The sequence below is a fragment of the Candidatus Venteria ishoeyi genome (genome assembly GCF_030378065.1).
Taxonomy (GTDB): Bacteria; Pseudomonadota; Gammaproteobacteria; order Beggiatoales; family Beggiatoaceae; genus Venteria; species Venteria ishoeyi.
Genome location: NZ_JAUCGJ010000017.1, coordinates 1 through 25,996 on the forward strand (window position 1 = coordinate 1; position 25,996 = coordinate 25,996).

At 45.3% G+C, this 25,996-nt stretch carries 21 protein-coding genes and 1 pseudogene; 10 read left to right on the forward strand and 12 right to left on the reverse strand.

Annotation, left to right across the window (positions count from 1 at the left end; genetic code table 11):
- Positions 1-131 precede the first annotated feature (131 nt).
- Positions 132-1,532, reverse strand: a complete 1,401-nt coding sequence (gene dnaA, locus QUF61_RS07455) for a chromosomal replication initiator protein DnaA (protein WP_103920682.1) — start codon at positions 1,530-1,532, stop codon at positions 132-134.
- 450 nt (positions 1,533-1,982) lie between these two features.
- Here dnaA and rpmH point away from each other — a divergent pair, with 450 nt between their 5' ends.
- The 9 genes from rpmH to QUF61_RS07500 all read left to right on the forward strand — a co-directional run bounded on the left by rpmH (position 1,983) and on the right by QUF61_RS07500 (position 12,301).
- A complete protein-coding gene (rpmH, locus tag QUF61_RS07460) occupies positions 1,983-2,117 on the forward strand; it encodes a 50S ribosomal protein L34 (RefSeq protein ID WP_103920681.1) in 135 nt (44 codons plus the stop codon).
- The gene (gene rnpA, locus QUF61_RS07465) at positions 2,110-2,526 is read left to right on the forward strand and encodes a ribonuclease P protein component (RefSeq protein ID WP_103920680.1); all 417 of its coding nucleotides are present in this window, start codon (positions 2,110-2,112) and stop codon (positions 2,524-2,526) included. The genes rpmH and rnpA overlap by 8 nt, the downstream gene beginning before the upstream one ends.
- A gap of 9 nt (positions 2,527-2,535) precedes the next feature.
- Positions 2,536-4,281 carry a membrane protein insertase YidC gene (yidC, locus tag QUF61_RS07470; protein WP_103920679.1) on the forward strand — a complete coding sequence of 582 codons (1,746 nt, stop codon included), beginning with the start codon at positions 2,536-2,538 and terminating at the stop codon, positions 4,279-4,281.
- Between the two features lie 31 nt (positions 4,282-4,312).
- Positions 4,313-5,656 (forward strand): tRNA uridine-5-carboxymethylaminomethyl(34) synthesis GTPase MnmE, encoded by a 1,344-nt coding sequence (gene mnmE / locus QUF61_RS07475; protein WP_103920678.1) that lies wholly within the window; start codon positions 4,313-4,315, stop codon positions 5,654-5,656.
- Positions 5,657-5,895: 239 nt separating this feature from the next.
- A complete protein-coding gene (gene acnB, locus QUF61_RS07480) occupies positions 5,896-8,454 on the forward strand; it encodes a bifunctional aconitate hydratase 2/2-methylisocitrate dehydratase (protein WP_289681211.1) in 2,559 nt (852 codons plus the stop codon).
- Between the two features lie 281 nt (positions 8,455-8,735).
- Entirely contained in the window at positions 8,736-9,440 is a 705-nt protein-coding gene (gene ubiG / locus QUF61_RS07485; RefSeq protein ID WP_103920676.1) for a bifunctional 2-polyprenyl-6-hydroxyphenol methylase/3-demethylubiquinol 3-O-methyltransferase UbiG, read from the forward strand.
- A gap of 31 nt (positions 9,441-9,471) precedes the next feature.
- Positions 9,472-10,584 carry a rod shape-determining protein RodA gene (gene rodA / locus QUF61_RS07490; RefSeq protein WP_103920675.1) on the forward strand — a complete coding sequence of 371 codons (1,113 nt, stop codon included), beginning with the start codon at positions 9,472-9,474 and terminating at the stop codon, positions 10,582-10,584.
- 54 nt (positions 10,585-10,638) lie between these two features.
- Positions 10,639-11,688 carry a DUF262 domain-containing protein gene (locus QUF61_RS07495; RefSeq protein ID WP_103918310.1) on the forward strand — a complete coding sequence of 350 codons (1,050 nt, stop codon included), beginning with the start codon at positions 10,639-10,641 and terminating at the stop codon, positions 11,686-11,688.
- On the forward strand, positions 11,681-12,301 hold the full coding sequence (locus QUF61_RS07500) for an MAE_28990/MAE_18760 family HEPN-like nuclease (protein WP_103918311.1): 621 nt from the start codon (positions 11,681-11,683) through the stop codon (positions 12,299-12,301). The genes QUF61_RS07495 and QUF61_RS07500 overlap by 8 nt, the downstream gene beginning before the upstream one ends.
- Before the next feature lie 255 nt (positions 12,302-12,556).
- Here QUF61_RS07500 and QUF61_RS07505 read toward each other — a convergent pair whose 3' ends face one another.
- From QUF61_RS07505 to QUF61_RS07555, 11 genes and pseudogenes are all read right to left on the reverse strand, one after another.
- Complete coding sequence (locus QUF61_RS07505; protein ID WP_289681212.1) at positions 12,557-13,276, reverse strand: DUF3379 family protein; 720 nt, start codon at positions 13,274-13,276, stop codon at positions 12,557-12,559.
- Positions 13,269-13,826: pseudogene (locus QUF61_RS07510) on the reverse strand (sigma-70 family RNA polymerase sigma factor); the annotation flags it as partial. The pseudogene QUF61_RS07510 and the gene QUF61_RS07505, both read right to left, overlap by 8 nt.
- Positions 13,827-13,844: 18 nt before the next feature.
- On the reverse strand, positions 13,845-14,672 hold the full coding sequence (locus QUF61_RS07515; protein ID WP_289681213.1) for an SDR family oxidoreductase: 828 nt from the start codon (positions 14,670-14,672) through the stop codon (positions 13,845-13,847).
- A 33-nt stretch (positions 14,673-14,705) separates the two neighbouring features.
- On the reverse strand, positions 14,706-15,662 hold the full coding sequence (locus tag QUF61_RS07520; RefSeq protein WP_103920671.1) for a type VI secretion system tube protein Hcp: 957 nt from the start codon (positions 15,660-15,662) through the stop codon (positions 14,706-14,708).
- A 4-nt stretch (positions 15,663-15,666) separates the two neighbouring features.
- Positions 15,667-16,497: a type VI secretion system tube protein Hcp gene (locus QUF61_RS07525; RefSeq protein WP_103920670.1), complete on the reverse strand. Its 831-nt coding sequence runs from the start codon at positions 16,495-16,497 to the stop codon at positions 15,667-15,669.
- A gap of 3 nt (positions 16,498-16,500) precedes the next feature.
- Positions 16,501-17,037 carry an Hcp family type VI secretion system effector gene (locus QUF61_RS07530; protein ID WP_103920669.1) on the reverse strand — a complete coding sequence of 179 codons (537 nt, stop codon included), beginning with the start codon at positions 17,035-17,037 and terminating at the stop codon, positions 16,501-16,503.
- 12 nt (positions 17,038-17,049) lie between these two features.
- Positions 17,050-17,538 carry a type VI secretion system baseplate subunit TssE gene (gene tssE, locus QUF61_RS07535; protein ID WP_103920668.1) on the reverse strand — a complete coding sequence of 163 codons (489 nt, stop codon included), beginning with the start codon at positions 17,536-17,538 and terminating at the stop codon, positions 17,050-17,052.
- A gap of 34 nt (positions 17,539-17,572) precedes the next feature.
- The gene (locus QUF61_RS07540) at positions 17,573-17,764 is read right to left on the reverse strand and encodes a DUF1737 domain-containing protein (RefSeq protein WP_103920667.1); all 192 of its coding nucleotides are present in this window, start codon (positions 17,762-17,764) and stop codon (positions 17,573-17,575) included.
- A gap of 303 nt (positions 17,765-18,067) precedes the next feature.
- Positions 18,068-21,451, reverse strand: a complete 3,384-nt coding sequence (locus QUF61_RS07545) for a PKD domain-containing protein (RefSeq protein WP_289681214.1) — start codon at positions 21,449-21,451, stop codon at positions 18,068-18,070.
- A 186-nt stretch (positions 21,452-21,637) separates the two neighbouring features.
- On the reverse strand, positions 21,638-22,708 hold the full coding sequence (locus tag QUF61_RS07550) for a hypothetical protein (protein WP_103920659.1): 1,071 nt from the start codon (positions 22,706-22,708) through the stop codon (positions 21,638-21,640).
- A gap of 58 nt (positions 22,709-22,766) precedes the next feature.
- Positions 22,767-23,615, reverse strand: coding sequence for a PHP domain-containing protein (locus QUF61_RS07555; RefSeq protein ID WP_103920658.1), 849 nt, complete (start codon positions 23,613-23,615; stop codon positions 22,767-22,769).
- 1,095 nt (positions 23,616-24,710) lie between these two features.
- On the opposite strand from QUF61_RS07555, the gene QUF61_RS07560 reads away from it, so the two are divergent.
- Positions 24,711-25,808, forward strand: a complete 1,098-nt coding sequence (locus QUF61_RS07560) for a glutaminyl-peptide cyclotransferase (protein WP_289681215.1) — start codon at positions 24,711-24,713, stop codon at positions 25,806-25,808.
- The last annotated feature ends 188 nt before the right edge of the window (positions 25,809-25,996 follow it).

The window sequence follows — 25,996 nt, forward strand, 5'->3', positions numbered from 1 at the left end:
CAGGGTTTTTATTCATTTTCAAGGCGTGAAAACAGGCGCATAGCAAGCTATGTAACTGTTTTCACAACGCAGAAAATGGAGGAAAAGACCAGCCAAGTTGCTGAAGTTATAAAATTCTCACTCCTTATTATTCAACCGGATAATTGTGTCCGTAATCGCTGATAATCCTGCTGTACACTTTGATCTGCGCCCACCAGTTTATGGATGGTTTTATAACTGTGCGTCACTGTGGAACGATCACGATTAAAAGCATGACCAATTTCGGTTAAACTCTGCTCGGTCAGATCTTTGCATAAACTGATAGCCATTTGACGCGGACGTACGATCACACGTTGTCGGCGTTTGGACAGCAGATCCTCTAGCGATAATTTAAAATAATCTGCCACCTGCTGCTGAATCTCGGTAATATTATATTGTGGTTGAATTTGGGGCGCTAATAAGTCGTGTAAGGCTTCTCTGGAAAAGTCCAGACTGATTTCCCGGTGCATGAAACGCGCACTGGCTAACAAGCGATGTAAAGCACCTTCCAGTTCACGAATATTGGAATTGATATGATTGGCAATAAACTCCGCGACCTCATCAGAGAGTTTGACATTTGAAACTGCGGCTTTGCGCTGTAATATCGACACCAGCGTATCACGCGCAGGCACATCAACAGTGACTGTCAAACCACTGCCTAATCTTGATTTCAGTCGATCTTCCAGACCATCTAAGGCGCGTGGCGCGCGATCACAAGTCATAATAACCTGCTGATGACCTTCAATCAGGGTGTTAAAGGTATGAAAAAACTCTTCTTGCGAACGCACCTTGCCTGCCAGAAATTGAATGTCATCGATCAACAAGACATCCACCGAACGATAATATGCCTTAAAATCTTCAATAACTCTGTTTTGTATGGCTTTAACCATATCCGAGACAAAACGTTCTGTGGGTAGATATACAATATTTGCCTGTGGTCGAGTTTGGCGTAACTGATGACCAACAGCCTGCATTAAATGGGTTTTGCCAAGACCTGCCCCACCGTAAATAAACAGTGGATTAAAATCACAGGTTTCTGCGGCCTGCTGAGCTGCGGCGTAAGCCAATCGGTTGGCATTGCCTGCCACGAAATCCTGGAAGGTAAACTTCTGATTTAATGGACTTTGCTGCCATACCCGCTGTGGTTTGGCACGGTTTGTTGGCGGTTCCCGGTTCTGCGCTAGTTTGTCACCAAATGAAACGATATTGTTGCGTTTTTGACCGGCTCGATCTCCAGCAGTGCTTGGTTGTGCCTGGGCAGATTTTCTGCGCGTACCCACTTGCAGTTGTAATTGCAGTTTTTGATTGTGATTTAATTGGGTCAGTAATTCGATTAAACGCGCTGAAAAATGCTGTTGCACCCTGTCTAACACAAAACGGTTTGGTGCCAGCAGCACAATATGCTGCTTGCTGATTTCCTGCATGTGTAACGGGCGGATCCAGGTATTGAACTCCTGTGGTGCTATTTCACGCTCCAAATGTTGCAGACAACGCTGCCAAAGTGGTTCTGTCACAACTGCTCTCCGGTGTCTTGTAGACAACGCTATACCAGGGCTTCAAGCACTATACGCTGAAACCAGTATTTTTATAATGGAGGAAAAATAAGGCGAAAACAGGAACAGGCATTACCTGCGGCTATCAGGCTTTGCATCCATTCAGTGATCGCTGGGGAAAGTAATTTTAACCAGCTATCATCAGATAATCCAGTCGTGAAAAAATACTGAAAAATACTGGGGCTTGACTAATAAGGTTATGATTTTACTTTGTTTTCAATAAAACACCTAAGTCATTGAACAATGCTTGTTTCAGAGTCATTTCAAGTAGATAGCGAAACAAACCCGGCATGAAAAAATAAATAAAAAAAATTTTTTTATTAAAAATACAAATCACGTACTGGTATGTTGCTGAGTTTTGAAATATAATTGCCGGTTTTATTTTTCCCGACTTGAATAAGGTAAAGGCTCATGAAAAGAACATTCCAACCCAGTCAGTTAGTACGTAAACGTCGTCATGGTTTTCGTGCACGTATGCAAACCCGTGGTGGTCGTCAAATTTTAAGAAATCGTCGCGCTAAAGGCCGTGCTAAGCTGAGTGCTTAAGCAACAGCGTTCTGCTCAGCAGGCGCAAGCGACTTTGGATACTGGATTCCAGCGCCGTCACCGCTTATTAAATAGCGCTGATTTCAAGCCGGTTTTTGAAACACACCCCTGGAAATCCAGTGACCGTTATCTGACTGTTCTCGCAATTTGTAATCATAAACCAGCCGCGCGTTTGGGTATGGTTTTTATGAAGAAACGGGTTAAACTGGCGGTACAGCGCAATCGTCTCAAACGCCTGACCCGCCATAGCTTTCGTTTTCATAAGCAACAATTAGCCGGCCTGGATTTAGTTGTCCTGGCACGCAGTGGGGCGGCAGAAGCAAGCAACCCAGTTTTATCACGCTCGCTGCAAAAACATTGGCAACGCATTCTCAAATCTAAATCACTCCAATCTCAATCATTAAAGTAAGGCAAGTACATGGATAATATCCGACTGATTCTGATCATGACGCTGGCTTTTATCGGTCTGCTGCTTTACCAGGCGTGGCAACAGGATTATGGGCCGCAATCGCGCCCTGTTGTCAGTACCACATCAACACCAGGCAGCATCCCTGCCACAGCCTCCCAGTTGCCGTCTGCACCAGATGGTACGCCAAATACTATGGAAGGCGCACCCCCCAGCGTTGCGACAAGCCCACAACAGAATTTGCCCATGTCGGCTGGCAACCAATTATTTAACAGCGCAGGTCGGGTACAGGTGAACACCGATACCCTGCATGTAGAAATTGATTTGCAAGGTGGTGATATCCGGGTTGCGGATTTATTGAGCTATCCCGTCAGCAGTAGTTTGCCGGATCAGCCCGTGCAATTAATGAATGATCAACTGCCTAATGTGTTTGTGCTGCAAACCGGTTTCCTGGGACAACCCGGCGATCCCAATAGCCCGAATCATCAAAGCAAAACACCTTATACAACAACACAAAACAGCTATGAACTGGCTCCCGGCAGCGATACACTGGATGTTGTTCTGACCTGGGAAGCCGCAGATGGTGGCGTACAACTCCAGAAAATTTATCATTTTCAGCGCGGTCAGTATCTGGTTCAGTTGCAGCACAAAGTCACCAACCATTCCGATAAACCCTGGCCTGCGCGGCCTTATGGGCAGTTGCAGCGCACGCAAATTGGTGAAGCCGGTCAATCCAGCTTTATTTATACCTATTTAGGCGGCGCGATTTCCACCCCGGAAAGCAATTACCAGAAAATCGATTTTGGTGACATTCAAGAAGGGGGGACGCATATCTCTTATCTGGATGTCAGTACCAATATCCTGCCAAACGTGCAAGAAGGCTGGCGCAATGGCTGGATTGCCATGCTGCAACATTATTTTGTTGCCAGTCTGGTGCCACCTGCTGAGCAAACCTGGCAATATTACAGTCAATACTTGCCGACCGGAACTCGTTATATGCTGGGTATGTTTGGCCCTAGTCAGGAAGTGGCGGCAGGTGCCAGCGAATCTTTTGATTTACAGTTTTATGCAGGCCCGAAAGTTCAGGATAAATTACTGGCACTTTCACCGGGACTTGAGTTAACCGTGGATTATGGTTTCTTATGGTTTATCGCCCAACCTTTATTCTGGCTGCTGAAAAAACTCTATGAATTCCTGGGTAACTGGGGGTGGTCGATTATTGGTATCACCATTTTGATTAAACTGGCTTTTTTCCATTTATCTGCCACCAGTTATCGTTCTATGGCGAAAATGCGTACATTGCAACCGCGTCTGGCGCAACTGAAAGAGCGTTATGGGGATGATCGTGGCGCACTTAATCAAGCCATGATGGACATGTATAAAAAGGAAAAAATCAATCCATTGGGTGGCTGTCTGCCAGTGCTGGTGCAGATTCCGGTGTTTATCGCCTTATATTGGATGCTGCTGGAAAGTGTTGAATTACGCCAGGCCCCTTTTATCCTATGGCTGACCGATCTTTCTATTCCTGATCCCTATTTCATTCTGCCACTGTTGATGGGAGCCAGTATGTTGGTTCAGCACCGTTTGAATCCGGCACCACTTGATCCCATGCAGCAAAAAATCATGATGGCATTGCCCATCGTCTTTACTATCTTTTTTGCCTTCTTCCCCGCTGGTCTGGTGTTGTACTGGACGGTGAATAACCTGATTTCGATTTCCCAGCAGTGGTATATTACCCGCAAAATCGAAGCAGGATAAAGCGGAATAATCGGCATAACATTCACCACGAATGTCTTCAAGCTTAGTGCAAACCGATACCATCGCCGCCCTGGCAACCCCGCCTGGGCGTGGTGGTATTGGCATTATTCGTGTTTCCGGCAGCCAATGCCGTGATGTTGCTCAAGCCTTATTAGGCAAGCTTCCCCTTCCCCGCAGCGCCGTATTCCAGGATTTTAAAAGCCCTCAGGGCGAATTATTGGATCAAGGTATTGCCTTGTATTTTCCCGGCCCGCATTCCTTTACCGGCGAAGATGTGCTGGAATTGCAAGGGCATGGCGGCACTATCCTAATGGATCGTCTGCTGCGCGAAGTACTAAAACTGGGGGCGCGGCTGGCAAATCCCGGCGAATTCTCAGAACGCGCTTTTCTCAATGGCAAAATTGATCTGGTACAGGCTGAAGCCATTGCCGATCTGATAGACAGCAGCACCGAGCAGGCCAGTCGTTGTGCATTGCGCTCGCTGCAAGGTCAATTCTCGGAGCGTATACACCAACTGGTTGCCGACCTTACCTGGCTGCGCACCTATATTGAAGCGGGCATTGACTTTCCCGATGAAGAAATTGATTTATTGGCTGATGGTCAGGTTGCCGGGAAAATAAACACCTTGCAAACCCAACTGGATACTTTGTTATCCCAGGCGCAGCAAGGCTATTTATTGCGTGAGGGTCTGCATATCGTGATTATCGGCAAACCCAATGTCGGTAAATCCAGTCTGCTCAACGCCCTGGCACGGCGCGAAACCGCCATCGTCACCGATATTGCCGGTACCACGCGCGATATTGTGCGCGACAGCATCGAACTTGATGGCGTGCCACTGCATATCACCGACACTGCGGGCTTGCGTGAAACCGCAGATCCGGTAGAGCAGGAAGGCATACGCCGCGCTCGCGAAGCCCTGCAAACGGCAGATGCGGTTTTGCTGCTGGTGGATGATCGGGAGCAAGAGCCTGTCTTACCCCCTGCGGAAATGCCTGCTGCCGTGCCTTATCTGACATTGCGCAATAAAGCGGATCTCAGTCAGCAAGTCACCGGGTTTATTGATGCCCATCAACTGCGTTTATCGGTTAAACAGGAACACGGCCTGGACTTATTAAAAGACTGGCTTAAACAGCAGGCAGGCATACAAACCGGTTTTGAAGGCAGTTTATTTATGGCGCGCCGCCGTCATCTGGATGCTTTGCAAGCCGCCCGACTATCTCTGGCAGAAAGTGCTTTGCAAGCCCAATATCAACAAGCGGAACTGATCGCGGAAGAACTACGTCAGGCGCAACAGGTTTTAGGTTCAATTACCGGCGAAGTGACAGCGGATGACTTGCTGGGGCAGATTTTTTCAAGTTTTTGTATCGGCAAGTAGAGATATATCATTTTTTATGAAAAAAAATTTACTTTGTTGCAGGCAAAAAAAAGGCGCGACGGGCGTCGCGCCAAACCACCAAAGGAGGATGGAGGAGTCTGTGATTGTATGAGAAAATCAATTAATTGCCTCATGAATCAATGATGTGTATTATCCTCTACTTTACTATATTAGTCAATGCTAATTTTCTAAAATAATTTCAGGCAAGGAAAATTGCCTTACTGACAGGAGAATCCTCTATGCTGGAAGCCTATCGTGAACATCAACAAGAACGTAGCGCACAAGACCTCCCCCCTTTAGCATTAAATGCTCAACAGGTGACTGATTTAATAGAATTATTAAAAAAACCACCTGCCGGAGAAGAAAACACCTTACTGGAATTATTGATTCATCGGATACCGCCAGGTGTGGATGAAGCGGCTTATGTCAAAGCCGGTTTTCTGGCAGATGTCGCAAATGCTAAAACCCAGACGCCATTAATTGATGCCGTTAAAGCCACGGAGTTATTAGGCACCATGCTGGGTGGTTATAATATTCAGCCTTTAATTGCACTGCTGGATAAAACTGAACTGGCACCTGCCGCAGTGAAAGCGCTATCACATACCTTATTGATGTTTGATGCCTATCATGATGTTGCAGAAAAAGCCAAAACCAATGAATTTGCTCAGCAGATTATGCAATCCTGGGCCGAAGGTGAATGGTTTACCAGTAAACCAAGTCTGGCGGAAAAAATCACCGTCACCGTATATAAAGTACCGGGAGAAACCAATACGGATGATTTATCCCCGGCTTCTGAAGCCTGGAGCCGCCCGGATATTCCACTGCACGCCAAAGCCATGCTGGTTAGTCGCATGGACAAGCCACTGGAAACCATTGCCGAACTCAATAAAAAAGGTCATCCGCTGGCTTATGTCGGTGATGTGGTTGGCACTGGTTCTTCGCGTAAATCTGCGATTAACTCCGTACTCTGGCACATGGGTTCTGATATTCCTTTTGTACCCAATAAACGCCAGGGTGGCGTGGTATTAGGCAATAAAATTGCACCAATTTTCTTTAATACCGCAGAAGATTCCGGTGCCTTACCTATCGAATGCGATGTCAGCAAACTCAATACCGGGGATGTGATTCACATCTATCCCTTTAAAGGCGAAATCACCAATGACAGTGGTGAAGTCATCAGCACCTTTGAACTTAAACCCACCACCCTATCCGATGAAGTGCGCGCTGGAGGCCGTATTGCTCTGATTATCGGTCGTGGCCTGACGGAAAAAGCGCGTGAGGCTTTAGGTTTGCCTGCGACAGATTTATTCTTGCGTCCAGTGACGGTCAGTACGGGTGATAAAGGTTTTACCCTGGCGCAAAAAATGGTGGGACGCGCTTGTGGCGTGGATGGCGTGCTGCCTGGTTCGTATTGTGAGCCGAAAATGACCACTGTGGGTTCGCAGGATACTACTGGCGCGATGACCCGTGATGAGCTCAAAGAACTGGCCTGTCTGGGTTTTTCTGCCGATTTAGTGATGCAGAGTTTTTGTCATACCGCCGCTTATCCCAAACCGATTGATATTAAACTGCAACACAGTCTGCCGGACTTTTTCCAGACCCGTGGCGGCGTAGCTTTGCGCCCTGGTGATGGGGTGATTCACTCCTGGCTGAATCGTATGATTCTGCCCGATAGCGTCGGTACCGGTGGTGATTCCCATACTCGTTTTCCTATGGGCATTTCTTTTCCCGCAGGCTCCGGTCTGGTGGCTTTTGCCGCCGCGTTAGGGGTGATGCCGCTGGATATGCCAGAATCCGTTTTGGTGCGCTTCTCTGGCAAGATGCAGCCCGGCATTACCTTGCGCGACTTGGTTAATGCCATTCCTTACACGGCCATTCAACAAGGCTTGCTCACGGTTGAGAAACAAGGCAAGAAAAATATTTTCTCTGGTCGGGTGCTGGAAATTGAAGGTCTGCCGGATTTAAAGGTTGAACAGGCGTTTGAATTAGCAGATTCCTCAGCGGAACGCTCTGCCAATGGCTGTACCGTTAATCTTGATAAAGCGCCAGTGACTGAATATCTCCATTCCAATGTGACTTTGATGAAATGGATGATTGCCAACGGTTATAACGATGCCCGCACTTTAGAGCGGCGCATTGAGGCTATGCAGCAATGGCTGGAAAATCCACAACTGCTGAAACCGGATACCAATGCCGAGTACGCTGCTATCATTGAAATCAATCTGGATGAAGTCAAAGAACCGATTGTAGCCTGTCCGAATGATCCCGATGATGTCAAACTGTTGTCAGAAGTGGCTGGCACCACGATTGATGAAGTCTTTATTGGTTCCTGCATGACCAATATCGGGCATTACCGCGCGGCGGCAAAAGTGCTGGAAGGCCAGGGTAGCGTGCCGACACGCTTGTGGATTGCACCACCGACCCGCATGGATGAGCGTCAACTTACCGAGGAAGGTGTGTATTCCATCTTTGGCACGGCAGGCGCACGCACGGAAATGCCGGGATGCTCCTTATGTATGGGTAACCAGGCGCGGGTTGCGGACAATGCTACGGTAATGTCTACCAGCACCCGTAATTTCCCTAACCGTTTGGGCAAGGATGCCAATGTGTATCTGTCTTCTGCGGAACTTGCCGCAGTTGCCGCTTTGCTGGGTAAAATTCCCAATGTTGAGGAATATCAGGTATATGCGGATAAAATCAGCGGTGTAGCCGATAATATTTACCGTTATCTGAACTTCCATGAAATCGCTGAATATCAAAGCGTTGCGGAGAAGGTTATACCGGTGGTTGCAGCCTAAGCATCATTGTAACGGGTGTTACGCAAAAGCTTTTTTTGCTTCACGCTAGTACATCAGTAGCCTTGTTTTGACGGAAGTACAGACCTGACAGGTTTTAAAAACCTGTCAGGTCTTTGGTATGAATCCCGACAATAGAATGTTGCTGATGTACTGATTTTCATTTACCCTTGGCAAGCCCCATTTGGTGCAAAAAATAGCAACTGCGTAACATCAGATTTTAAGCATAATCAAGTGATACAATAAGCAACTATTGAATTTGCTTATTGTTAGGAGTCTGTACCATGGAAGCAACAGTCAATGCCGATCCCGGTGAATTAAAAAAATTTGGCGCACTGGCCAACCGCTGGTGGGATCCTCATGGCGAGTTCAAACCCTTACATGAAATAAACCCCTTGCGGCTGGATTACATCGCCTCTTTTGCCGGGGAATTCATGGATAAAACCGTGCTGGATGTAGGTTGTGGTGGTGGCATTTTATCGGAAGGCATGGCTGAACGCGGCGCAATCGTCACTGGTATCGACATGAGCGAGCAACCGCTGGAAGTGGCAAAACTGCACTTATATGAATCAGGCTTAAGTGTTGATTACCAGCATAATAATGCAGAAGATTGGGCCGAGCTGCATCCACAACAATATGATATTGTCAGTTGTCTGGAAATGCTGGAGCATGTCCCTGATCCGGCATCGGTTATTAGCGCCTGCGCAAAACTGGTTAAACCCGGTGGTTTTGTTTTTTTCTCAACCATTAACCGTAATCCCAAAGCCTATACCTTAGCGATTATCGGCGCGGAATATCTGCTGCGAATGCTGCCAAAAGGCACGCATGATTATGCCAAGTTTATTCGTCCTTCAGAGTTGGCTGAGTGGGTTCGCGGTACTGAGCTTGAGCTATTGGATATTACCGGTATGGAGTACAACCCGTTTAATAATGCCTATAGTCTCAGTGATAATGTGGATGTGAATTATCTGCTGGCAACGCAATTATAAATTTTTAGATTAAAAACTATACTGTAACTCTATGCGCGTCAGTTGGAAGGTTTCTCCCACGCTTAATCTTGATATCCCGTTGCTACTGGGTTTATTCACCTTGTCCGGTATCAGTCTGGCGGTATTATATTCTGCCAGTGGGGAATCGATGGCGATTCTGATAAAGCAATCCATTCGTCTGGGTATTGGTTTTTTTGTCATGCTGCTGCTGGCTCAGGTACGCAGTCAGCAACTGATGCGCTGGACACCGATTTTTTATGTCATAGGCATGGCAATGCTGGTGGCGGTATTGCTGGTGGGAACGGTGGGCAAGGGTGCTCAGCGTTGGCTGGATTTGGGGTTTATGCGCTTTCAGCCCTCTGAAATCATGAAAGTGATCGTACCATTAACCATTGCCTGGTATTTTGCGGACAAACCCTTGCCGCCAAACTATAAACGTCTGGGCTTTGCGCTGATATTAATTCTCATCCCAACCTTATTAATCGCCAAGCAGCCTGATTTAGGCACTTCTTTATTAATTGCTGCTTCCGGTATATTCGTGTTGCTACTGGCGGGTATTCCCTGGGCGCTGGTATTTGGCGCATTACTGGCTGGTGGTGGCGCGGTTGCGGCAGTGACGCTAACCCCGTTGCGGGAATATGTATTTCATCCTTATCAGTGGCGACGTATTCAAACCCTGCTTAATCCGGAAAGTGATCCCCTGGGTTCCGGTTATCACATTATTCAGTCAAAAATCGCTATTGGTTCCGGGGGTTTATATGGTAAAGGCTGGTTAAACGGCACCCAATCCCATCTGGAATTTTTACCGGAACGCTCAACAGATTTTATTTTTGCCGTGTTGAGTGAAGAGTTTGGTTTAATGGGTGTGATAGCCTTGCTGATGGTGTATGTGTTTATTATTACCCGTGGTTTATACATCGCCACCCAGGCACAAGGCATTTTTGGCAAACTGGTGGCGGGCAGCATCACGCTCACATTTTTTGTGTATATTTTTGTGAATATCGGCATGGTTTCCGGCTTGCTGCCTGTAGTTGGCCTGCCTTTGCCTTTGATTAGTTATGGCGGCACCTCCATCGTCAGCATACTCAGTGGTTTTGGTATCTTGATGGGCGTGCACGCGCATAAACGCTTGCTTTCCGAATAAGCTGACTCCCAGTATTAGGTTCAACAACTTATAACAGGAACTAATTGGTTAAATATGAAAAATATTGAAGAAATAGTTACTATTAAAAGAAATTCACTAAAAACTGATCGACTTGATATGTCTTTTGGCGAGCTAATGAACATGTTTGAGGACAAGGAGTTATTTATTACTCCTGAATATCAGCGAGTTTTTAGATGGACTGATTTTCAGCAGACACGGTTTATCGAGTCAGTTTTACTTGGAATTCCCATCCCCCCTATATTTGTTGCGGAAGATGACCATGGAAAATGGGAAGTTGTTGATGGATTACAACGTATCTCAACTATTTTTGCTTTTTTTGGGCTACTTGAGTCTCTTCCCGAAAAAAATCATACCACTTTAACGCCTGGTGAGTTAATTAAAGAACTGGAAGGCCTCACTGTTGTAACTATTCCCCTAAAGCTAAAAACTACAATTAAACGTTCGGTATGTCGGATAGAAATAGTTAGGTGGGATAGTATAGAAGATATAAGATATGAATTATTTAATCGCCTGAATACTGGTGCAAGCCCACTATCAGATCAAGAGATTAGGAATGCTATTTTTGGATCCTATGATGTCGATTTAAATATGGTATTACGTGAGATAGCCAAAAATGAAGAATTTCAAGCACTAATAAGTCCTAGTACCACCAAAAAAGAACAAATGTTCCTAGAGGAATTAGCCCTAAGATTTTTTGCTTTCAAACATTTTGAAGGAGAGTTTAAAACTACAGTTCCTCAATTTTTAACAGAATTTATGAAGTCTGTTTCAAGTGGAGAGTATCCATTTGATCTAATTGAAGAAAAGTCATATTTCTTAGAAATAACTCACTTACTTAACGACAAGTATGGAAACTCGATATTTAGGCCAAAAGGAAATTTTGCACTACATATATTCGATTCAATAGCATTTGCTTTAACTAAGACTTACCCAACAATAGTCGGTAATGAAAAAAAAATATTTTCTCGAATTGATGCTCTGGTTTCTGATAAAGAGTATAATGGAATAGGTACAAGCACATTTTCTAATATGCGAATTCGGAAGCGAATGGATCGAGCACTCGAGGTGTTTTCTCGTGCATGATGTAATCGAAGAAATTTCTGCTTCTAATAGCTGGCGTGATGGTGAATTTGCAAAGTTTAAATTAAATGCAGCTAATGTTGATAAAAACTTATGGTTCCGTATGTGTATTCCAATGATATATGCACACTGGGAAGGTTTTGTTGTAAGCTCATTAAGAATACTTATTAGTTACTTAAATAGCTTAGAGTTAAATCCAAAAAATATTCGAACGAATTTAGTGGTAATAGGGCTTGGGGATTCGTACAAGACTTTAAGTGGAAAGCAATCATTTGTACAGCGTATTGAATTTACCGATAAGTTTTCTAGTCTTTATAAAGAAAGTTTAAAGTTTGCAAAAAAAATAGATACAAAATCAAATCTTAGATCAAATGTGCTCGAGGAACTATGTAAAATGTTCGGGTTCAATTATGAAAACTTTATAGAGTATACAAGCGATATAGACAGACTTGTGAATATCAGAAATAGCATAGCTCATGGGGAAAATGCTTTTCTACTTGATTTGGAAAATATTGATAAATATATTAAAGCTGTAACGGCTGCCACTGATGTTTTACTTCGTGAGATACAACGCTTTGTAGAAGATAAAGAATATCTATTGCCAGGAAGCACCTAACAAAATACTACACGCGGATCCAGCAAAGCAGTAAGTTTTTACTATTGCTCTAATTGCATCGCTTTAGCGTGCTAGTACAGCAATTGATAAGTACCGATAATAATAATTAACCATTAAGACAAGGCTCTTGGCTAAATTTTTATTATTCATATTTAGTATTTGCTGTACTAGTGAACATAATCGTTAGGCAGAACAGTCGTCGCACTCCTTAAAGGATTGCTAATCCTTGGTTCCTGATCCAAGTTTTATGAAGACTTAAATCCGCCACTGCACTTGTTGCATTAAGCGTTGTTTAAAGGGTTCCAGAGCTTCACCCTGCTCGCCAATAATTGCCAGATTACCCTGTTGCGGCTGTACCGGGATTAATTCACCATGCAAACGGTGATCGGCTATGCGTTGTGGCTTTTCAGCAATGCTGGTTGGGGCGTAGAGCACGGTGACAACACCTTTTGAGCCTTGTAATACCAGGTGCATACCCCGCTCTCCCACAATATCACAATAACTGACGTGCAAGATGGTACCAATCTCACCTTTGCATTGCGCCCCGAAGCTGGCAAGTATGCTGTTTAATTTATCTTGCGGCGTTTCTGCAGGCGGATTATGTGCCACTTGCAGAAATTGAGGTTCATTATAGACATGTGCCAGCATTTCTTTTGCCAGTCCGTTTGTGTCATTAAAAAACCAGAGTTGCGCGCTGATCGCAATGCCTAAAACCAAAGCCGCAGCCATTGCCAGCATGGGTTTGGATACACTGCGAAAACGCTGGTGTTGGTGCAGGCTTTGTTGTAATAAAATTTTATCTGCCAGATCTTCAGGCACGGGGGTAGCAAGCGCCTGCGCTAATTGACTGTCAAATATGCGTAATTCATGGGCAAAAAAGCGGGCATTTTCATCCTCTGCCATTTTTTCCAGGAAATCGGGCTTTGAATCTTGTGGATTACTGTAACAACGGCGGCGAAATTCCAGATCATCCATGTTCCTGTCCTTTATGTTGTGGGGAAGAGGATGTTGATTGTTCATCCTGGTACAAGGCTTTCAGTTGTGCGCGCGCACGAAATAAGCGCGTGGCAACGGTATTGGGGTTCATTTCTAAAATCTGGGCGATTTCCTCACCACTGAAACCACCAACAACCTGTAATACCAAAGGTTCCCGGTATTCGACTTCGAGTCGGGCAATCGCACGTTGCAAGCCATAATGCTCGCGCTCTTGTATACTGTCGACTGCCGCATCGCCACCATGCAGTTCAATATCAACAAAATCCGGGGTGTATTTTTCAAAACGCCTTGCATTTTCGCGGCGTACAATGGTGATTAACCAGGCTTTTGCCGCTTTTTCATTTCTCAGGGAGTCCAGCTTGCGCCAGGCACGTAAAAAGGTTTCCTGCGTCAGGTCTTCGGCAATTTGGGCGTGACCACATAACCAATAGGCATAACGATAAATATCGCTGTGCAGTGCGCGGGTTAGTTTTTCAAAGCGTTTTTGTTTGCTGTCCATGTCTTTAGAGACCGTTTGATTCAGCATTTTCTTTCCCTTCCTTTTCTGTCAGGGGATATGACGTATCACCCAATCCATCCAACGATAAGGCAGAATACGGCGTAAGGTAGCAAATAAATAAGTTGGAAAGGTGACGTAATAGCGTATTTGTGGACGTGGATTTTCCAGTGCATGAATCACACGTTGATAGACTGCATCTGGCGACTGGGTAAATTTTGAAGCATTACCTTCTTTTTCCAGACGTGCCAACACGCTTTGATATTTTTCACGATAAAAACTTTGCTCCCAGGCAATGTTATGCAAAAACATCATACGCCCATTTTCCCTAAAACGACTGCGTATGGGGCCGGGTTGAATCAGCGAAATAAAAATACCACTGCCATGCAGTTCCAGGCGCTGGGTATCTGCCAAACCTTCCAGCGCGTGCTTACTGGCATTATAAGCACCACGATAAGGCATGGACATAAAACCTAAAATGGAGCTGTTGTGAATAATGCGCCCCTGGCCTTGCTTGCGCATAATAGGAATCACAGCATTGGTCAGCTCCATCCAGCCAAATAAATTGGTTTCAAACTGCTCCCGCAACACTGCGCGACTGAGATCTTCGACCGCGCCGGGTTGTCCGTAAGCCCCGTTATTAAATAAGGCATCAAGCTTTCCATCAGTCAGTTTCAGCATGGCTTTCACTGCGGCTTGTATTGAAGCTGAATCCGCTAAATCCAGTTGCAGGCTTTCCAGACCTTCGGTTTTGAGTTTTTCGACATCGGCTATTTTGCGAGCTGTGGCAAACACCCGATAACCCCGTTGTTGCAGTTGTTTGGCGACATAATAACCAATACCACTGGAACAGCCAGTGATTAAAATCGTTTTTTCCATGTTTCAAAACTCAGCATTAATAATTCAGTATCATCAAGTAACCTTACCCGCTTTCCAATCAAATTTTCTTGCAGGTTTAACTTTACCGCGCTTACCACTGACAACATCGCCTTCGGCAAAAATAAACTCAGCAACATCATAGCTGATTTCCAGGCGTTCTATCGGCATATCTTCATCGGCTCCTTCAATATGATAATTGACAATATTGGCATCTTTTAATATCACCGTTAAGTAAAGGTTTTGTGCATCGGTTAAGGGTTGCTCATCACTGGCACCCACCAGCATGGGACGGTACATCTTAAAGGTGCAGGAGGTTAATGGCTGACCTTCACAACAGACTGCCAATAATTTAGATGAGCTACTGTCTATCCGTTTATCTAATTCCAGGGGTTCGTGTTGGGAAAGCTCTTCCAGCTCATCTTTATAATCAATTTCAAAATCATTTTCATCAATTTCAAAGTTATCAATACGTTCTATATTTTTATTCAAATGTTGGTAAGCATGGACAAAATTTTCAGGCATACCCTCAAGGTTAAGTTCATCGTCTTCATCATTTTCCAGGCTTAAAGCAATATTTGCAGATTGGATTAATTCTCGCCGTTCCTGCTCTAGCGCCTGTTGTTTTTGTTTCATCTCCTTACTAATATTCTTAAAGTTTTTTTGTATGTTGGTTTGCCAGTTGGCCAGTTGGTGCATAAATTTCCGGGAATCACCACCACCATGCTGATAAAATTTTGTTTTCAAGCGCTCCAATTGCTGAAATTCATCTTTTAATGTATTAACGCTGTTTGATTTCAGTTTGGAAAGTTTCTGGGTTAAATGCTCTGATGCTTTTAAAGCGTCTTTAATATCAGATTTGACATTCACTTTGCTATATTCCAGTGAAAAACCCCAGGATATCACCTCTATTTCCTGTTCATGATTCTTTACCTGGCAATCACCAGTAATTGGACTGCCACCTTTATCCAGCATTTTTAAATAAATGGGCATGATGTCAGCCTTGAGGCACTGCTTTTCCGGTAGTCCAATCCCAGGAAATTACTTTATTACGCCCACGCTGTCCGGTACTGGGATCGCCTTCAACAAATTTGAATTTAGCTTTGTCATAATTAATTGCAACGATTTCTTTAGGCAAATCCTCGCCACTGTGTTTAATCTCAAAACGTGTGATGATGGCATCTTCCAAGGTGATTTCGACAAATTCCTTGGCACTTTTTGCCAGGTTAATTTTACTGCCGGCAGCCGGAATATCGGCAGAGCGATATAAGGTGAAATGACATTCAGTGAGTTTTTCTGCGGTGCAACAGGCTGTTAACAGCTTATAGGATGCTTTATCTGTATATTTTTCAAAAATCATTTCCGAATGTTTGGAACCTGAAAAGCGCTGACTGTAGGATTCAAGAAAGTTTTTAAACTTAACCATGCTGGTATCCAGGGTTTTATTACTGGTTTTCCAGCCTTGATCCAGATTGCCCAGTTCACTCTCAAAATTCTTGCGCCATTTTTCCAGTTCTGTCCTTAAACGAATAAAGTGTTCATCACGTGATTCCGCCAGATCGCCGCCTTTGGCATAGCGGTTTAAGGTTTTAAAATCGGGCATGTTGCGGCGTAAGCGACTGATTTCTTTTAGCTCAATACCCTGATCCAGTTCATTTTGCAGTTGAAAACGGGAAACCTCCTCATCAAAGCTTTGTTTGCCATAAGTAAAAGCCTGATGCCAGCGAAAAACCTCTATGGTACCTTCATGACCGAAGGCTGAACTGCCACCAGTGAATTTTCCACTTTGTCCTTTGATACGTAAAAAACCGTTACTTGCACCAGACATGTCTTAGCCACCTTTTGCAGTTGCCCAACTAAAAGTCATTGATAAGGGCTTACTGGATAATTCCCCGGTTTTTTTATCAATGGCCTTATATTTGAACTGAATACCTTCGTAGGTAATATCGATAGTTTCCGTAGGGATTTCTTCTTCATCACCTTTGATTTCATAAGAAGAAATATAAGCTCCTTCCAAAACCACTTGTAAAAACCAGTCATTAGGCGGCGCAAGATTGCTTTGGCTGCCAGCATAAGCTGAACGGAATACTTCAAACGTACAGGTTTTCAGCGCCGCCCCCGTCCAACAGGCTTTCATCAGATCATCAGAAGCCATATCATAAAACTTTTCAAACTTCATCACGCCGGGGGTGGATTTTGGCAATTTCTTTTTACTGCCTTCCCCCTGTTTTTCTGCTTCCATGCTTTGTAATACGCTGGTTTCCCAATTGCTGATTTCAATTTTTTTTTCATGTCCTTTGGCTTTACAATTGCCTTCAAAAGGCCCTCCTGTTTTGGGTATGATTTTGAGATAGGCATGGGTGGACATGGTATCTGGCCTTTAAGTGGCAAGTGATAAGGTGACGGGTGATTGCTGGTGTGGTTTAATCGATAAGGGAAAAGACAGTGGCTCGGTATGACCATTAATGATTAATTCCGCTTCCAACTGCCCCAGCAGGGTTTTATGATCACCGCCCTCAGGATAGTCCAGGAAAACCCGCGCATTTTGCAAACGTGGCTCATAAATACGAATCGTATCTTCCAGAAAACGTGCCAGAGACTGTTGATCTTCATGACTTTCGGTATATAAAGCACCAAAGTCAGGCACGCCATAATCAATCACGCTACGTTCCCGGTTTTCCAGTTCTGCCAAGGCAAAGGGACAGCGCGTATTCAGCAGCCAGGTCAGATCACGCTCTAACCCGGCTAATAAATCTTCGCGCAAATAAGCCTGTCGCAAACGGGTTTCAGTTTTTTGCTCGGGTTTATCGTCAAGTAAACGATCTAATAAAGAAGCCCGAACATAACCCGGTTTTCTGCGCTGTTTCATGTCAGAGTGCCCGTGACAGCTTAAGCGTTTACGCTTAAGCTGTCACTTTTCTAACCAGCAGCATGGGCTGGTAATAATATTCTTCATTATGCTCAAGCTGAATCGACATGGAGCCTTGCGGCTTGTAGCCTTTGAGAATCATACTACTGACCCGGTTTTCCAGTTTTGCTAAATCCGGTTCACAAATAACAATATAAGGTTTTTGGGTGGGTTTTACTTGTGCCATTGGAGAGAGTTCCAGTAAAAAAATGAATACGATGAAAAATATCAAACTTCGAGTATAACGAAACAAAACCTCAGCGTCATCCAGGAGTTTTTAATCTAGTACAGCGAACACTAATTTCACATAATAACTTTGTGTAGGACTGGCAGTCCTTTAAGGACTGCCAGTCCTGAAGTTATTATTTGTTTTTACCAGTTACGGTACTAGTACATCAGCAATATTCTATTGTCGGGCTTCATACCAAAGACCTGACAGGTTTTTAAAACCTGTCAGGTCTGCACTTCCATCAAAACATGAATGGTTGCCTTATTCCATCACATCCACTGAAATCAGACCCACGCCCGGTTTGCCATCGGTTGCCGTGACCACGGCGGTATAGGCATTACCCGCCATACTGGCATCCAGCTCAATTAAAATTGCTGACTCTGTGCTATCCGTAGGTTGATACACTGCGGGAATCGCACCGGCATTGACATCACTGGCCCAGTTGTCATTGCTGTAAATCTGCGTGCTGCCTGCGGGCAGGTTCATGTCGTGCAGAGTGATAATCGGGTCAAGTTGGGTATTAACCCCCAGCGCGTTCATGCTGCGCCCCAAGGCTTTGATCAGGATTTTCATTTTGCCTTCACCCTGGATAATAAAACCGGCAATTTCACTGTCCTGTCCCAGTCCGACATAAGCGCGGGTGCTGATATTAACCAGCGCAGCGGTCGCTGTCGTATCCGAGGCGATGGCATCCAGACTGATAAGGCCCACGCCACTGACATCCAAAGGACTCATTACCGCTGTGTAAGCATGGCCTGAGCTGCTGGCTGCCAAGTCCAGCAGCAAGGCGCTGTCAAAGCGGTGTCCTGGTTGCATCGCCGCTGGAATCTCATTGGCACGGCTAGCAGATTGCCAATCATCATTTTCAGCAATCTGCGTCTGACCACTGGCTAATACCATATCATGAATATTAAATTTGGGATCAAGCATGGTATCCACCACAGGCCGCAGACTTTGCCCTGCTGCGCGCAGCAATACGGTTTTACTGCCTGTGCCTTTGATAATAAAACCGGCAATGGCGCTGTCCTGTCCCGGTGCGACAAAAGCACGGGTGCTGATATTGGTCAGCCTTGGCGGGTTGGCGCTGACGGGGCAGGCACTGGTGGTCAGACTCGCGTCATCAGAAGCCGCCAGCCCCACACTGTCTTGTGCTGTGAAACGGTAATGATAGGTGGTGTTACATTGCAGGTCTTGCAAAGTGCTTTGTAGCAGACGTTCTTCACTAATGCTACCCATTTCCAGGCGTTGCCCGTATTGCGTGCTGGTGCCATATTCTACGGCAATCACCGCTGCCTGCGTATCCGGCGTAATCTTAGCCTGCACCTTGGCGTTGTCGCTGTCTATCTGGCTGCTGCTCACATCACTGATCACAATATTGCTGGTCGGCGTTGAAGTGCCCGTGCAAGTACCTGTGGCAAAGGTCTGATCGTCTGAATTAACAGTGGTATTATTCGTGCTTGCGGCTACCCGAAAATGATATAAGGTGCCACAATTTAAGTCACTCAAAGCGGCTTTAACTAAAGTGGCTTGGCTGCTGCTGCCAATACTACCCAAATTTACCCGATTTTCATAAGTGGTATTCAAGCCATAATCAAGAAATACCGTAGTTTCCTGTCCGTTGGCGGTGACGCTGGCTTTGATTGAAACGCTGTCCACCCCGATAGGCGTGGCTGAAATATCAGTAATGCTGGGATTCATGGCTGTACCGGAAATAATCGCATCCCAACGTAGGTCGTAAGTATTACCGGCATTGTTAAAATATACCATCACATAATAATAAATATCTGTGCGGGCAACCGTATACTCAATCGACTCAGAATCATTATAACCTTCAGAAATACTCATGAAATTGCCCGATTCATCAAACAATAGTATGTCAATATCACCATCGGCATGGGTAAAACTTAAGTCCACAGTGATTTTTTCCGTACCTGCCGGCACAAAGAACTTATACCAGTCTTCATCGGCTTGAATACCGTAGCCCTGAATAGTGCTTAACAGGGTTTTGGCATGACTGGATAAATCATAAGCGGTATCCGGCGTGTTATTGGTTTCATAAGCATCATCACCACTGGTAGGCAGTGCAGTCTGAAAATAAAAGGTTTCGCTCTCCAACTGGCTGCTATCAGTTAAGGTCAGGCTGATAAACCAACGATACCATTGACCGGGTTTTAAGCTGTCTACACAACTGCTTGAGGCATAAGTCTGAGTATTACTGGCTAAGGCCACATGCTCGCAAGCGCGAATTGGGATACTTTGTGCGCTCTGATCAGCGTCAGTTTCTGCCAGGGTGAAATATACGGCAGCCACTGCATTGTTATTATTCTGCCAGGAGAAATTGATTTGCTGACTTTGCTTGGTGGCATGATTGAGCGGGCTGCTCAGACCCGGTTTTTGCACACCCACTGCCAGACTGACTGTTTTTGAGACACTGACCACTTCACCTTTATCGTCCGTCACTGTCAGGGTAATGATATAATCCCCATTCGCGCTGAACGTCAGGCTGGTTTGTTTGCCACTGGCGGATAAGCCATTATTGGTAGACCATTGATATTGGGTAATCACGCCATCAGCATCAAATGAAGCACTGGCATCCAGCGTCACAGTCAAAGACTGCACATTATAATCAAATAAAGCGGAGGGTTTTTGGTTGGCATTGGTGCTGCCCGTTAATTGGTAATCCAACAATACACTCTTATCCGCCACTGGTATGCTTTGGCTCACGGGAGCCGTTAATACGCCGCCGGAAAATGTTACCTGATAAGTACCCGCCGCAGTGATAGGAATGGCATAACCACCGCCGGCACTGGTAATGGCAAAATACTCACCTTGATTTGGTTCTACCCGGACATTGGCATATCCTTCTCCGGCATCATAACGGCTGTTAGTATTTTTATCCTCCCACACCGTGCCTACCAGAAAGCGGTTATGGTGTCCCGGTTCCGCAGTCCAGGGTGCAGCATGAGCATAGTTTTCTGTCACCACCAGCGGCCCCACGCTGGTGCTGGAATTATTTTCCGGTACCATAGCAATACCGACATTGCTAAAATCTTTATTAATTGACATCAGATTAACCCGATGTCCACGCCCGGTTTGCATTCCGCTACCGTCATTACCACCCCAGTCGATATTAAATCCAGCATGGGCATGTAAGGCGTTATTCGCATAAGAAAATACACTACCGCCAGCATTGGCAAATACAAAGCCTTGCGCACTGATGCGATCAAACTGCTGGTTATGATCCTGCGCATCGCGGGCAATTAAATCCAGGGAATGGTTATAGGCAGCCTGGTATAAACGCACATCAAACGCTGCGGGCGGCTCGGCCTGATAACTGGCAAACTCACTTTGCAGCAGGCTGGTATTAACACTAAAATAATTGCGGGATGAAGCAATATCAGATTCCGTGGAGGTTGCCAGCCAGATGCCTTCTGCGGCGGGATTCTGGCGCGCGATATTTTTCAGCCACAACATGGCTTGCTCATTGCCATCAGGATGTGCGCCATCTGCGCTGCGGTGATAAGTCCACTCGGTTGTTGCTGCGCGGCGCTGTGGCAGGTAAACCGGAGCCTCGTAGGGCTGTGGAGGTACTTCAATCGTTGGCGGGTCTAAGGCGGGATGCTGCGCAACGGGGGCAGCGTTCACGACTGCTGTAAAACACAGCGCACTAATTAGAAAGGCGTTGTAAAACAAATATTTATAATACATTTTCATTATTTTATCCCTCTGTTTAAGGAGCGAGGATGCTATAAAACCTCGCTAGGAGTCCGACAGCCTCCTGGTCATGATTGGGTACAAGCTAATACAATAATGATAGTCAACACATTATCATTAAAACTCTATAAAAGGACGTATGGCAAGAATTGTGTCACCTTCGGTATCTGTCAGACTACCCTGATATTTGCGATCCGTGGTATGAATAATGCCAAAGCCCAGTGATAAGGCGATACCAAATTTTTTCAGGGGGAATTTTTTATCTAATTTCAATTCATAACTGACAGGTTTAAATGTTTTTTGCTCAAATTGATACTTGAATTCAAAACCGGCATTCAATAACCAGGATAAAATTGGCGCATTAAAATCAATGCGATTACGGCGCAGTGCAAGATAACCCACATCGGCAATATCAGGATTGGAATGCCATTGCACCCCCGGTCTTAAATTCCAGGCCAGCAATTCATCACTGGCTTTCACGCCGCCTTTAATATGCCATTCAAATTGATACCAGGTATCATCAATCAGCTCATTGCGTTTAATATGCTGTTTACCGGCGCTGAACTGATACCCCATAAACCCCCGGTTAATGCTATGGCTGGCTTTATCCGGGCTGTAATCGACCACATTGCCAACAAATGCTGACAAGGCAAAAGGGGCTTCATAACCAGCCGTCACTGACTGAATCAGGTTAAAACGTCCAAAATCAAAGGCATCATAAATATTATGATTTTTACGCAGGGCAACACCCAGCAAAGGTACTGGATAAACGCTACCGCTGATAATTAAATGGCGGGGATTTAAGGAACTGAACAACAGATCGCGATAAAAACCGATTTCGCTTTTGCCCTCAACCACCGGAATGGGTTTGTCGCTGAGGTTCATATACAAACCCAGTGTTGCCTCATAAGCATTTGCACCCACTTCAATGCTGTGACTGGCAATCTGGCGCTGGTATAACCGTTTCTGGGGTGTTTTTTCCAGATAAGTGATTTCTTCAGCTTGCAGGTAAGCTGGAAGGCACAAGCTGATGAGACTGCTCCACAGCGTAGGGCGGATAAGCGTCAGCATCATCCGGCGTTGCTTGAGTGCATCACCAGCATAGGTTTTGCCGTGCCATCCACCATTGAGGGAATTCTTTACTTTAGCAGCAACATTGCTCAATGCTGACACAATACTTGTTTTCATCTTTCCACCTTGTTCGGGTGTTGACAGGTTGTGGCAGATGGCGCTGCGCTTATCTGCCCTACGACCAGGCTTCCCACACCCCGCGACAACCGGCGGGTAATGCAGGTAATACCCCCAATTCCAACCAGAAATGCGCGGCTCCGTGGTAATCAGAACCCATTGAAGCCAGCAAATCATAATACTGGGCAAGTTGCGCCATTTGAAAATTATCATCAAGGCTGTGGCTACCGGATACCACTTCCAAGCCCTGTCCGCCCAAAGCCTTAAACGCATCCAATAATTTTTTTAAGCGGGTACGGGTTATTTTATAACGTGCAGGATGGGCGATAACCGCGATACCACCCGCCTGCTTAATCCAATGCAGCGTTTCTTCAAGCGTTGCCCATTGTGCGCCGACATAACCCGGTTTACCTGCTACCAGATAACGCTGAAACACTTTACGCACATGGCTGGCGCGTCCTTGTTCCACCAGATAATGTGCAAAGTGGGTGCGGCTGATAAGACCCCCACCAGCAAAGGCCTTCACACTTTGATAAACGTCTTTAAGCCCGGTTTTTTCCAGCTTTTCCGCCATTTTATGCGCACGCAGCTCACGTTCTGCACGAATCTGCTGTAAACCCGCCTGTAATTCAGTATGTTCAGGATCAATATTCAAGCCAACAATATGCAGGGTTTGATTATTCCAGGTAACGGAGATTTCCACCCCGGCGATCAGTTGTAAAGGTGTATTTTGCTGTAATGCGCCTGCCTGTGCCTCGGCAATGCCTGCTGTGGTATCGTGATCGGTCAGCGCCAGGGTATGCAGTCCACGCTTTGCTGCGCGCTGCACCAATTCCAATGGGCTTAAACTACCATCGGAAGCGGTGGAATGCGCATGTAAATCAATGGGGCTAAATGGTTTTGTCATTGTTTTATTTTCCATAATATCGCGATAAACCAATTCCAGCGCAGGAATAAACAGCCAGTACCCGTATCTGCTGGATATGTGAGCAATATTTTACCCAATCCTGTTATCCATTTTGTGATAATCGCACCAGTGCTACATTATTTTAATCACATAAAATATAATGTTTAGGCGTGAGGATGAAATAAGTGCAGGAACTGGGCACAGGATTTTTATTCATTTTCAAGGCGTGAAAACAGGCGCATAGCAAGCTATGTAACTGTTTTCATAACGCAGAAAATGGAGAAAAAGACCAGCCAAGTTGCTGAAGTTATAAAATTCTCACTCCTTACCCTGATTTATCAGAGTACAGCATATCACCGACCTGTATTTTTTGCAGCGCCCGGTGAATGCTTGCTTGTGGAAGCTGAAAACTAAACAACCACCCGCTAAAAGACGGGTGGGTTAGAGCGTTTGGCGGCTGAAAGCCGAGATACAGGGCGGACAAGCCCTGTTGTTTAGCCCCAATGGGGCGCATTAATATAGCCAGGGGTAACACCCCTGGAATTGTATCCGTGTCATTCTCTACCCTGGGGCGCTGCCCCACTACCATTAACTTAAGAAAATATTCAAGCCCCAAAGGGGCAAAACATACTAGCCCAGGGCAACGCCCTGGGTGTGTAATGTGATGATACCAGAGCCCTGAAAGGGCGATACATAAATGACGCGCCCTCTGATGTATCGCCCTTTCAGGACTCTAATTCAACAAAACAACCTACCTGGGGCGCTGCCCCAGGCTGGTATGCTTATCCCTTTCAGGGATATACTTGCTCACCCAATGAGAATAAAGCAATAATTTTTAACCAAAAGTCTTAAGTTAATGGCAGTGGGGCGCTGCCCCAGGCTATATTAAAATACCCCTTTGGGGTGTTAGCGCTAAAACCCATATTTTAAGTTTTACCGTTAAACATTAGAGATAAATCTGTTCGCCTGAAAGGCGAAGGTTTTAACCTTGTGCATGGAAAATAAACCTGAACCTGTAAGGCCGGCATAAATAAAACCCGCATAATCACTTATCCATCCTATTGCACTTTTTATTCTGGAAGGTCTTTATCTAAAATGTACGTCATCATCCGCTTTATATTTCCCTGCTTTTTTATATTCTTTTACAGCCTGCACACGCTGGCGCAAAATCAGGAAGTATCTCGCTGTATCAGCCATTATTCAGACAGCGGCAATTTATCCATTCCCCTAATTAATATTGCCGATCAGCCTTACCAGGCCGGTTTTCGTTACGCGCCAGAATCTCAAACATTTCGGCTGGAAACACTGGAAAAACTAACCGATGTTAGCTGGTGTGAGCGCACGCCAGTCTATCTGCTCTCCGCAGCACGTTTATATTTACCCGTGGTAGCAGTTAATAACACAGATTATCAAGCTGAATTGCGCTTGTTACCAGAACATAATGAAATTCGTTTTGCGCTGGTGTCCGCACAGCTTGCCCCACCTCGCGACATTGATGTCGCGTATACCTATCAAGTGGTTAATACCTACCCCCATGACTCAGAGGCTTTTACCCAAGGTTTATTTTTTCACAGTGGTCACTTATATGAAAGTATCGGTTTACGCGGTCATTCGGCGCTACGGGAATTAGGTTTGGAGAGTACCTTGCCGGTGCGCGAACATCAGTTGGCAAGTACCTTGTTTGCTGAGGGTTTAACTTTATACCAGGACAACTTATATCAACTCACCTGGACCTCCGGTATTGGTTTTGTTTATGCTCTGGAAGATTTCAAGCCAATTGCTGATTTTTATTATCCCACGCAGGGCTGGGGCCTGACGAATGATGATTATTCCTTAATTTACAGTGACGGCAGCGCGGTGCTGCGTTTTATGGATCCGGCTGATTTTAGTTTGCGGCGCGAAATCAGCGTACATGATGACAATGGCCCGGTATATCGCTTGAATGAACTGGAATATGTTGCCGGGGAAATTTATGCCAATATCTGGATGAGCAATCGTATTGCCCGGATTTCACCTACCACAGGGCGAGTATTGGCCTGGATAGATTTAACGGGCTTATTACCTGCTGAGCAGGTGCAACAAGCGGATGTATTAAATGGCATTGCTTACGATAGCAGCCAGCAACGTTTGTTGGTAACGGGAAAATTATGGCCGACACTATTTGAAATCGAACTATTGCAATCAAAAAAATGATCTTAAAAAATCACGGTACGTCTGGATTGCTGCACATAAATTGATTGAGGTTGAGCGCAATAGTTTTACCAACAGCTTGTTATATTGCGCTAACAGTCATCACCCTGCTGCCCGAAGAAGAGGACACAAAATACTGCTCTAAAAGCTGAGCAGATGGCATAATATCAGTGCTATAATCTCCAATTTTT

Bases quoted from the DNA above. Each gene is read 5' to 3' on its own strand.
- mnmE (WP_103920678.1), top strand. From the start codon at position 4,313: ATGTCTTCAAGCTTAGTGCAAACCGATACCATCGCCGCCCTGGCAACC.
- QUF61_RS07520 (WP_103920671.1), bottom strand. From the start codon at position 15,662: ATGCCCATTTATTTAAAAATGCTGGATAAAGGTGGCAGTCCAATTACT.
- tssE (WP_103920668.1), bottom strand. From the start codon at position 17,538: ATGAAACAGCGCAGAAAACCGGGTTATGTTCGGGCTTCTTTATTAGAT.
- QUF61_RS07540 (WP_103920667.1), bottom strand. From the start codon at position 17,764: ATGGCACAAGTAAAACCCACCCAAAAACCTTATATTGTTATTTGTGAA.
- rodA (WP_103920675.1), top strand. From the start codon at position 9,472: ATGCGCGTCAGTTGGAAGGTTTCTCCCACGCTTAATCTTGATATCCCG.
- QUF61_RS07550 (WP_103920659.1), bottom strand. From the start codon at position 22,708: ATGAAAACAAGTATTGTGTCAGCATTGAGCAATGTTGCTGCTAAAGTA.
- QUF61_RS07525 (WP_103920670.1), bottom strand. From the start codon at position 16,497: ATGTCTGGTGCAAGTAACGGTTTTTTACGTATCAAAGGACAAAGTGGA.
- QUF61_RS07555 (WP_103920658.1), bottom strand. From the start codon at position 23,615: ATGACAAAACCATTTAGCCCCATTGATTTACATGCGCATTCCACCGCT.
- QUF61_RS07560 (WP_289681215.1), top strand. From the start codon at position 24,711: ATGTACGTCATCATCCGCTTTATATTTCCCTGCTTTTTTATATTCTTT.
- acnB (WP_289681211.1), top strand. From the start codon at position 5,896: ATGCTGGAAGCCTATCGTGAACATCAACAAGAACGTAGCGCACAAGAC.
- yidC (WP_103920679.1), top strand. From the start codon at position 2,536: ATGGATAATATCCGACTGATTCTGATCATGACGCTGGCTTTTATCGGT.
- QUF61_RS07505 (WP_289681212.1), bottom strand. From the start codon at position 13,276: ATGGATGATCTGGAATTTCGCCGCCGTTGTTACAGTAATCCACAAGAT.
- rpmH (WP_103920681.1), top strand. From the start codon at position 1,983: ATGAAAAGAACATTCCAACCCAGTCAGTTAGTACGTAAACGTCGTCAT.
- ubiG (WP_103920676.1), top strand. From the start codon at position 8,736: ATGGAAGCAACAGTCAATGCCGATCCCGGTGAATTAAAAAAATTTGGC.
- QUF61_RS07515 (WP_289681213.1), bottom strand. From the start codon at position 14,672: ATGGAAAAAACGATTTTAATCACTGGCTGTTCCAGTGGTATTGGTTAT.
- QUF61_RS07495 (WP_103918310.1), top strand. From the start codon at position 10,639: ATGAAAAATATTGAAGAAATAGTTACTATTAAAAGAAATTCACTAAAA.
- QUF61_RS07530 (WP_103920669.1), bottom strand. From the start codon at position 17,037: ATGTCCACCCATGCCTATCTCAAAATCATACCCAAAACAGGAGGGCCT.